Source organism: Chitinophaga sp., from assembly GCF_036569125.1.
GTDB lineage: Bacteria > Bacteroidota > Bacteroidia > Chitinophagales > Chitinophagaceae > Chitinophaga.
Window position 1 is genome coordinate 1 of the sequence record NZ_DATCRF010000213.1, and the last position, 10,370, is coordinate 10,370.

Below are 10,370 nucleotides of genomic sequence, written 5' to 3' on the forward strand. Positions count from 1 at the left end.
CCTGTTGAAATACAGCGGGATTTACAATCGGTAATTTGCCCGTTAAAGATCATTCTACCATCCAACAACATTGATTTACAAGTTATTAAGGAAGCTTTTCGCAACCATCTGCACATCTGCATATTTGCACATCTGCACATCCCCATTACTCCACCATTGATCAAATAAATTAATATATTTATACATATTACATTACCTTTATATTAAATAACTGGCCCTATAACTACGACCGAATACCGAATACCCAAATCCTGTAACATGAAAAGCACCTGCCTTTTTCTTGTGCTCTGTACCTTACTGGCATTCCGTTCCGGCGATAACAACCTGGAAATAGGCGCACCTATTCCCAAAGCGGAGGTGCAGCTACGTGATATCAGCGGCCGGGAAATAACGCTGAATGCCGCCCGTGGCAGCAACGGATTACTGGTAATGTTCTCCGCTAATCATTGTCCTTATGTAATGCGCAACCAGGACAGAACGAACAGCGTTTGTGCCTACGCGTTAAAGAACAGCATAGGCGTAATACTGGTAAACTCTAATATTGCGCTCCAGAATGATGAAGAATCGCTGGATGCCATGAAGGCCTATGCAGCCTCGCAGCAATACAACTGGTTTTATGTGATCGATAAGAAAGCGGAGATCGCCGATGCCTTTGATGCCGGCCATACACCGGAGTGTTACCTGTTTGATAAGAACGGCCGCCTCTCTTACAAAGGCGCTATTGATGATAACCCGGGCAATGCGGATGCGGTGAAGGTACGGCACCTCTATAATGCCATCAATGAAATGCTGGCTGGCGGCGCCGTTAAGATGAGCAGCACTGCTTCAATGGGATGCAATATTAAACGCTATTAGCTATTAGATTTTAGCTATTGGGTTTTAGATTGATTAGGAGCGGATATTAATATCGGATTGATCAAATTAAAATACCAGGAACACAGCATTGCTGAATAGCAGCTTGCCATTTTCCCAGAAGCTGCGGAACAGCGGATCATCTGCCAGCATGATCAGCTTACCGTTCCCAATATCCTTTACGCCGAATAACAGGCCATCTTTCAGGTGGGCACGGGTATCTACACCCACAAAACCGCTCAGGTAATTATCCTTTTTGAGCACGCCTACATTCCAGCCGTTATCATCATCATCCATAAATTCGTAGATATGATCATCCTGCTTCAGGGTATAGTAGGTATCAGGATAGCCTAACGCTAACGGATGTGTGTTATCCAGCTGCACCTTATAAATAGCGCCGGGGATGAATTGCTTTACGCTCTCCCGCTCGCGGTTGGCGTACGATTTCAGGGGCGCGTAAATATCTTTATCAGTGGTGGTATCGCTTTCTTTCTTCAGGTGAATGCCCCAGTCGTCGCCTGCCAGCTGGGCTAATGCACCCTGTAGTGCAATCAGGCGGCCGCCGGCGCTTACCCAATCTTTGAGGCGGGCGGCCTGCGTTTTGTCTTGCAGGAAGCTATATTCTCCATCCGGTAAAATGAGCACATTAATATTCTTCCAGTTGATCCGGCTGAGGTTCTTTTCATTGACCAGGCTAACGGGATAGCCTATCTGCTGTTCAAAGAAATGCCAGATCTCGCCGGCGTTCAGGGAAGATACATCATCTCCCACCACCATGGCCACTTCTGTGGGTTGAATGTAGCGTACTTTATCAGAACCAAAATCGGTGCCCTTTTCCACGAAGCCGGTAGCAACTGCATCCAGGTTCACCTTTACCTCATTGGCCAGGGAAGTGATGTAGGTATCAAAACGGCCAATGTGCTCATTACCGGAACGGGGAATAATAAGTGTACCGGCAGGGAAGGTACGTCCGCCGGTGGTGAAGGGCGCGCCTGCGTAACGCACTTTTACCTGCTGCCGCAGCAGGGCTGTGAGCAAACGTACATCTTTCACACTGTTCCAGCGGGCCAGGTAAGCGTATGGGTGCGTGGCTGCCAGGTAACTATTGTTATCTGCTGCCACGGAATCAGTAGCAGGGCTTAACTGCTGGCGGATGGCATAAGCGGGCAAACCATAAGCATACGGGATGGCCCAGGCTGTAATATCGTAAGTAACGGAATCGGTTAAACGGGATTGCGGCTCAAACAATACCTGCAACAGGTTGGAGCGGGGCTGAAAGGCGCTGATGACCATATCTTCCCGGCTTATGTCCACATTCTCTGTTTTACCGGTAAAATAATTAAGGCCGCTGGCCTTTGGTGTTTTTGAGCCGTAGCCAAACGTAATATTGTTCCGCTTCAGCAAAGCGGCCAGGTTGGCCAGCTTTTCCGCATTACCGGCTGCCTTGATCACATAACTCTTATACACGCCTTCCGGTGCGGTAGCTGCATTATGGAAATACCGGGTAAATTCTTCTGTGATCCTTTGCGCCTGCTGGGAAGCTATTTCAATGGTAGATAGCCCCGTAGTAACATGATGGGCTATACGATCTGTGAGGGTAAGCGTATCATTATCCTCTTTCAGCACGGCCAGTCCGCCGCGGCCTCCCCCACCCTGCTCGTAGGTCATGCCGATGGCGCCGTTATAGGTTGGGTAGGTATCGCCGTAGCTGGGATAGAACAGGTCAAATACTTCTTTGGTGAAGTACAACCATCCCTGCTCATCAAAATATTTAGCGTTGTTCTTTCCAATAAGCACCTGCATTTCCCGCTGCCAGGGTTTTATCACTTCATGCAAGGGTTCTGCTGCCGGAGCAAAATAATAGGGCGCATCAATACCCTGTTCATGAAAATCCACATGGATCTGCGGCATCCACTTATTGTACATAGCTACCCGCTGCTGCGATTCGGTTTGCGTTTGCCAGGCCCAGTCACGGTTCAGGTCAAAATAGTAGTGGTTGGCGCGCCCGCCAGGCCAGGGCTCATTATGCTCCCGGGAGTAACGCTGCGCATCGGGCACCAGGTTATGCACCTGGTTATAAAAACTTACATAACGTTCACGCCCGTCGGGGTTCAGGCAGGGGTCTATGATCACCACCAGGTTACGCAGCCAGCGCTGCGTTTGCGCGTTGCCTTTATCTGCCAGCAGGTATAAAGTGCGCATGGCGGCTTCTGTAGATACGGCCTCATTGCCATGCACATTATAGCTTAACCACACAATTACCGGCTGGTCTGCGCTGCCCTTGCCCTTATCATTTGCCCTGTCCAGGTTCTGCTGCTGTATGGCCTGCAGCCGGCCAAAGTTCTCCGGCGATGCGATGATGGCCATCATCAGCGGCCGTCCCTCATAGGTAGTGCCGTATTGCTGCAGCTGCATGTTAGGTGTGGCTGCGGCCACCGCTTTGAAGTAGTCCAGCACTTTATAGTGCGGAGTGAACCGGGTGCCCAGGGGATAGCCCAGGAACTGGTCGGGTGTTGGGAGGGTTTGTGAAAAACCTTGCTGAAATATTAATAAAAGGCATATAACCGGCAACAGGTGTTTGCGCATACTGTGTGTAAGGATTTATATGCCTAAGATAGTGAATTAAAGGGCTAAAAATAACACTTCCAACCGCTTATTGCGGGCAAGGGCCATTGGTTACATTCACAATGGTATCATCGTACCAGTTAAAACCATACCAGCCGATAATGTAAAAAAAGTTGGTTTGTTTTTCATAGATCAATCGTAAGCGTTTGCCATTCTCCAGTTTAATAGCTTGTGCTGCCAATCCGTTATAATACCTGATCTTAGCCCCGTAGGAATAAATAATCAGTGTTCCGCCGGTGCTGCCGCTTAAGTTAGCTACCACGATCTCTCTGCCATCCAGTAATTGTGCTGTTACATCCAGCTTCAGGTATACATCCCCGCTGCTTTTTTTTATAATATTCCTGGAACCATCCCATGTCTGACAGCTGGCTGTTGTTAAAATACGGGGTGCTACAGATTGCGGTAATGCAGAAGAAATGGAAATGGTATCTTGTCCGGTCAGGGCTACTTTACTTCCGCCTCCAACCATTTCAAGCTTTAGCTTACGGAATTCCGTACGGCCATTATCCCTGTTATATAAAAAACCAATGCTGTCTTTGGTACTGTTCTCAATAATTAGTTCCGCTGTATCCCTTAATGTAAGGGTGTCTGCTTTCACCGGGTAAACATATTTACCTGCTTGCTGTGCATGAGCGCTAACAGCTACTAAAAGCAATAAAGCGAAAAAATATATGCCTGATAAAAATTTCATAAACCAGATAAATTGTAGTCGATGAGTTAACTTATTGTATACCGGTGTTATTGTGGGCAAGGACCGTTAGTACTGGGTTCTATGGTACCATGTACGTTCATTAAGTAAAACATGTTGGTAGCTGCATCATAGATCAGATGCACACCCGAACTGGAGTTCCACCGTATCTTTAATGCATCTACCGCACCGTTCTCTGTCCAGATCTTGGCGGAGTAAGAATAGAAGTTAATACCCCCGGTATAGTAATCTGCAAAATCACTTTGATTGGTAAGAAAGAGTTCTTTTCCATTTACCAGGTTAGCAGGGGCATCCAGTTTCAGGTACAGGTTGCCGGTTACATTTTTTATAACGGTATAGTCGCCATTCCAGGTTTGGCAAACATCTTCCGTCATCAGGTAGATGGGTTTTAAGGCTGCTGGCAGTGTAATAGCAGCAGTATCTCCGCCGGTAATAGCAATACGGCCATCATCCGTCTGATCCATTCTTATACGTTTGAATTCTGTACGCCCATTACCTTTATTATATAGATAACTGAGCGTATCTTTTGTATGGTTCCTGATCACCAGCTCTGCCGTGTCACAATCGCTATAAATACGCACACTGTCGGCTTTCATCTGGTAAACGTGCTGGGCTTTACAAATGGTTCCCAGGCAAAGGCATAGTATTATTAATCTTAATTTCATATCAGGGCTTATTACTATCTAAAAGGACATAAACCGGAGGTGGAATTCACAGTGCCATCCTGTTCTACCACTACAAACCGGTTCAGAGAGGCAGAGTAAATGATACGCAAAACAGTGCCATCACCCAGATCCAATGCAAATTTGTCCGTTCCTTCATGTATCATCATTGGTTCTTGTGCTGTAATGGTAATTGTTGTACTGTTCCAGTTCGCATCTGAAGTTGGAGCAAGATTGCTTATGATCAGCTCCTTGCCGTCCACTAAATTTTCAGGCTTTGACAGGTGGAGATAAACCCTTTCTGCCCGGTCGTGTATCACGATATTGGCCCCGTTCCAGTCCTGGCAAATGCCGCTTGGCAATAAGTACACCTGCTTTGCCGGCGGAAGATCTACCGTATCCTGGCCAATGATGGCGAGCTTGCTGCCTACCTGCTCCAGCTTCATTTTGCGAAATTCCGTAATACCCTGCTGTTTGTTGTACAAATAACCGCCGTTCACAGATCTCGTACGGTTTTCCAGGATGAGCTCATTGGTGCCCTGTGGGTTGCTTAGCTTTACGCTATCGGCTTTGATACGCACAACTTGTTTACGCACCTGGGCGGAGGTGGTGGCGGTGAGGAGCGACAGCAACAGGAGTATATAGTATGTTGATTTCATTGTATAGGGTTTGTGAGTTGGTATTCTACTGTACCATATGTGGCAAATACCTTCAATCATTCTTTAAAATTATTTGATGCATCTTCTATAAGACCTAAAGTATATTCTAAAAGCCTCTTTTCTGTCTGAATAAATTTGCTATTAGTACTTACAATATTATTTTTCTTGTTGTCAATCCACTTTATCATTTTTTTATTATTGAAATAATACCTTTCTTCCTCAAGCACATATTCGTTGGAGTTAAAAGCCGAATCGTAGATCGGTCTTTTATAATGATATTTAAGATTGTAAACGAAGATCGGTGCCCCCTTATCATAATAATACTCAGTCCTTTCTTTTCCACTTTCCCAATAATTGGTTTCAATTACAAGTTTCACAGAATCCTTATACAAATAGCCAACTATATTCCCCCCTTCTCCCATGCCATCGATGATATCTTTCTTAATCCGTTTATACATATTCAAATTGGCATTAATTTCTGAATACTTACTTCTGATATTCTTTAGTACTTCATTTTCCTGGTATGTTAATATCCAGATATTAAAAGCAAGTATAAAACACAGCGTCTTCATTATATATATTCATTAATTAACGATTAAGAATTGGGAGTCCCTCTTCATCTCTGGGAGCTGCCCTTAGTGATCGAAATGAAAGACCGAAAATCTTTTGAAAATGTGAAGGATCCCATCCAAGTCCCGCATTTCTCCGTTGTAATATTTCCTCAGCGGTAAGTTTACGATTATTCTCTTTTCGTTTAATCCATCTACCACCCCAAACATCTCCACCGCCCAAAATAGATTCTCCCAATTTACCTACGCGTAACCGTTCACCGGTTTCAATAGTTCTAATCCACCAATCATAATCAATCCTCCCATTTACAAAAGGAGCTACATCAACTCCCATTCCAAAATTATGTGCACTTTGGCCTCCTCTTGCTTGCGTAACTATATTACCTGGAGCCGTTCTTCCTTGTGCATAGAGTGCATCCTGATATTCGATAGTTCTATATCCCTGAGTAACCGCCCAACTTAAGCCTGTTTCTTTGTTAAAAGCTAAAATCATTTCTTTCATTTTCAATTGCACATCTGCATGTAATGCACCTATACGATTTAATGAAGCGTTGTCAATTTCCGTCACATGTCTATCCTCTGTTGATCCTGTTTGTGTTTGAATATTAGAATCATAGAATCTTAATGTATTGTCGTCTACCCAGCGTCTGGCCGAAGCAACGGTACCTTCCGGCGCCACGCGTGTAACCTTAAATACGCCCAATAAACCATCAAACCAGTTTACTTTACGTTTACTGTCCAATATCGGAGTATAGATATTTTTGTAACCAACCCAAATATAATCTGCTATATTAGTAGCACCTGGTGCTACATTTTCACCTCTGTTATTAACGGGTTGCCATTCCAGCCCATCCAAATCAATACCATCCAAAGGTCTGTTCATAGCAAAAGGATAAGGACTCCAGGAGGGGTAATCTTTTGTTAACGGGTCTACACTTAGGAAGCGCCCTATCCTAGGATCATATACCCGCATTCCATAATCCTGCTGGTTACCTTCTCCTTTTATTTCATTATCGTTTTCTTTTCCATTGAAACCATATCTATATAGCTCCCCTAATGTAAATTTTCTTTCCGGCTGCAACATTCCAAATGGGTAGTAGTCATTCTGTGTAACCACTTCTGCTATATAATAATCGATGGTAGTGTTATTTGAAGTGACTCCAGTTTTCTTATCATTTATTGTTGCTAAAACGTTACCTAAATGGCTATTTAGTTCATATAAGCGCCGGCCAAAGGAAATGCTATCTTTTTCTGGATCAGCGGAGGCATTCATCGAAATTCCTGGTTGCCACATACCTAAACGGCTATCTCCGTACAAATGCTGTTCCTCCCAGCTTATACCACCAGCTACCACTCTATACAGGCCCAGTACACGGCCTTGTTCATCACGAATGTAAAATGTCTTTTGTCCATTTACATCCTTCCATATCCGGTTACCATTTGCATCATAACCATACTGTAGCGAAAGCCCGCTTTGGGTAATCCCCTTTATCTTGCCATACACTGTCCAATCAATTTTTGTAATATCTGCAGCTTTATCTTTAATAAGGTTCCCGTTATTGTCATATCCATAGTTATCATCATCCTGGCTATCAATATCTTCTCCATAATAAGCGGCATCTACCTGGTCTTTAATATGGCGCAAACGGTTTGTTCCTTCCTGATATGCATAAGTTAAGTTATCCATGCTCAGTTGCTTTCCGTTCTGCGTAGTTCCATTCCTCTGATATTGTAGAATATTACCATTAGCATCATAGCCGATTGATTCTTTATAATCCTCCGTAGGTGTCCAGCTACTGTTAATATTATGCTGACGCATTTCTACCAGGCGATTAAGTTGATCATAGCCATAGGTATACCCGACGGCATTACTATTATTTAACTTACTTAACGCGACACTGGCATTACTGATATTTCCATTATACAAGCTATTGCCGGTACCAAGCATTGACGGATAATCAAATGTGGTTCGGAAGCCGGTTGCACTGTCTTTTCCAATTGCATGATAATCCGCGGCATAGTAACCCAATGTATAACTTATAACGTCTTTCCCATAAGGAGCAAATACAGTACCTGGCTTGCTATCTTTACCCATATCCTGATCCACATTTAATGTAGTGCTGTTAATCCCCTTTTGCCACCCCTGCAATGTGTAGGCGTAATCAACCCCTTGTAGTTTATTTTCCCCCAGTTCCTGACGGGCCAGCGGACCATGCAAATAATAACTATAAGTTGCATCTTGCTGCCATATCAATCCATCCCGGCTGGTCGCAGCATTGATCAAACGATTGTCTGCATCATAGAGATAACGATACAAAAACTGATCTTTCTGACCGGGTTGATAAATTATTTTATTCACTTTTCCGCTTACTAGATCATAATCGTAATCTATACGTTTCATCCCCTGTCCGGGAGCTATTGATTCCAGTTGCTTAATCTCCTGCCATAAAGTCTTTACGTTACCATTCACATCATATGAATAGTGAGTGGCTACTTCACCAACCCCATCTCCATTTTCATCCAATATAGCTGAGGCAATCCGCTTGCGGATATTTTCCTGATAAATAGTTAAACCGGATAATGGTTCGTCATACTGACTACGTGTGATCTGTGCATTTGTACCGCTGTTCAACCAATCTTGCAATTGGATATTATCCAAGGATTCTAATAATGATGTATTTGCTGCTCCCGATTTTTCTCCCAATTCCACTATTCGATTTAAAGGATCATATTTTGTATAGGTATATCTATTTCCTGTACCGCCATTTACAGGCGTAAGCTGCTCTTTACTTTGCGTAGCTGTTAAACGACCCAGCCGATCATACCAGAAATGAGAAGCCCCACCGTCTGGTGTATTTTGAGCTATTACTCCCTGTAATGAGTTGTATTGATAATTAGTAGCCAGCCCATGCTGCGGATACACAGGGTCATGTGTATGTATCCACCAGAAGTAATCTGCCGACGGCAGCAGATTATAATCCCTGACACCCATCCTGTCTGTTACTACTTCACCCCGCCCTTCATTCATAGGCATCCATATTTCCAGACCACGTTCATCAAGAGGTAGAAAACAGCTATCTGTATAATTGGCAATGATCTCTTTGTATACCATGGGCCGGTTATAGAACCGGAATTGTTTCATACCGCCATAGAACGGAGCATCATACTCATTCATATGGGCTAAGCCCAATACCAGCTCCGATGTTCCTTGTGCAACAGGCGGACCCCCTAATGTGTCTACCCGGGTGGTAACATTCAGCTGTATCGCACGTCCATTGATATATATGGCAAAAGGACTCGCGGCATTTCCTGTTTTCATGACCACCAAGTGCGCCCATTTGTCCGGGCCTATAAACTGGTCCACCGGCTGGCTGGTAGTAAAGTATTGTGTCTGATATAAGGTATCAGGGAAGTACCAGGGTTGCTGGCCTAATTCTATTTCCAAGTATCTATTACTGCCATAAAAATTAATACCCTTTCTGCCGGTAAAGGCAGGTATGGTGCGGGTGCTGTCAATGAACTTTTCCGGCGCCGTTACAGTCACTGCATCTGAGAAGATACCGATCCCGTCTAAATAGTTTGCATTGATCCATGTTTCAAAACTATACGTGTTCCGGGAGGCCAGCAAGTTTCCGAAATTGATATTACCTCCATCAAAATTCAGTGTATCAGCTACCTTATAACATTCCGGTGTAGTGTAAGGACGATCCCTTTTTACTCCGGCTATTTCCTCTGCAGTCAGTAAATGTACACCTGCAGGAGGTACTGTTTTTATCAGGTTACCTGCCTGATCATAATAATACAGGGTATAATGATACTCGTACAGGTCACCACTCATGGTAAGCTTAGGTTGTGCGCTCAGGCAACGGGACAGGTAGATCTCCCGGTATTCCCTTCTCACAGAATCCATGTATTGCTGATAAGCACCGGCGGCATTGCTTAATGCCAGCTCAACCTGGGAACGCATACAACTGGTGGAATCGACCTCCAGATCAATAATAACGGGGCGGTTGCACAACACATATCCATCCAGCACAGGGCTGCCATCGCCAAAGTTGTAATTAATGCCGCAATTAACGCTATCCCTGATGGTATAAACGGGTACACCTGTTTCATTAATATCTATGATCACATCCCTGGGCAGCTCAAATGTATTCGTAAAATAGTTCTTCAAAGACTGGTAGTCGCCGTTATAATCAATATCCGGCACGCCAATGGGCGTACACCAGGTATGCTTCTGCATTTCAAAGTAATAAGCCAGCAAACGTGCATTCAGGCCACCGGGGTACTGTCT

General features: G+C 44.4%; 7 protein-coding genes. 1 reads left to right on the forward strand and 6 read right to left on the reverse strand.

The annotated features are described in order from the left end of the window. The first annotated feature begins 258 nt into the window (after positions 1-258). A complete protein-coding gene (locus VIM87_RS07560; RefSeq protein ID WP_331996393.1) occupies positions 259-855 on the forward strand; it encodes a redoxin domain-containing protein in 597 nt (198 codons plus the stop codon). A 66-nt stretch (positions 856-921) separates the two neighbouring features. On the opposite strand, the gene VIM87_RS07565 is transcribed toward VIM87_RS07560, so the two are convergent. From VIM87_RS07565 to VIM87_RS07590, 6 genes are all read right to left on the reverse strand, one after another. Next, the gene (locus VIM87_RS07565) at positions 922-3,438 is read right to left on the reverse strand and encodes a M14 metallopeptidase family protein (protein WP_331996394.1); all 2,517 of its coding nucleotides are present in this window, start codon (positions 3,436-3,438) and stop codon (positions 922-924) included. A gap of 67 nt (positions 3,439-3,505) precedes the next feature. After that, complete coding sequence (locus VIM87_RS07570) at positions 3,506-4,075, reverse strand: hypothetical protein (RefSeq protein WP_331996395.1); 570 nt, start codon at positions 4,073-4,075, stop codon at positions 3,506-3,508. Positions 4,076-4,215: 140 nt separating this feature from the next. Beyond that, the gene (locus tag VIM87_RS07575) at positions 4,216-4,851 is read right to left on the reverse strand and encodes a hypothetical protein (RefSeq protein ID WP_331996396.1); all 636 of its coding nucleotides are present in this window, start codon (positions 4,849-4,851) and stop codon (positions 4,216-4,218) included. A 14-nt stretch (positions 4,852-4,865) separates the two neighbouring features. Continuing rightward, the gene (locus VIM87_RS07580; protein ID WP_331996397.1) at positions 4,866-5,507 is read right to left on the reverse strand and encodes a hypothetical protein; all 642 of its coding nucleotides are present in this window, start codon (positions 5,505-5,507) and stop codon (positions 4,866-4,868) included. A 56-nt stretch (positions 5,508-5,563) separates the two neighbouring features. Continuing rightward, positions 5,564-5,965 carry a hypothetical protein gene (locus VIM87_RS07585; RefSeq protein WP_331996398.1) on the reverse strand — a complete coding sequence of 134 codons (402 nt, stop codon included), beginning with the start codon at positions 5,963-5,965 and terminating at the stop codon, positions 5,564-5,566. Positions 5,966-6,095: 130 nt separating this feature from the next. Next, positions 6,096-10,319, reverse strand: a complete 4,224-nt coding sequence (locus VIM87_RS07590; RefSeq protein WP_331996399.1) for an RHS repeat-associated core domain-containing protein — start codon at positions 10,317-10,319, stop codon at positions 6,096-6,098. Positions 10,320-10,370 lie beyond the last annotated feature (51 nt).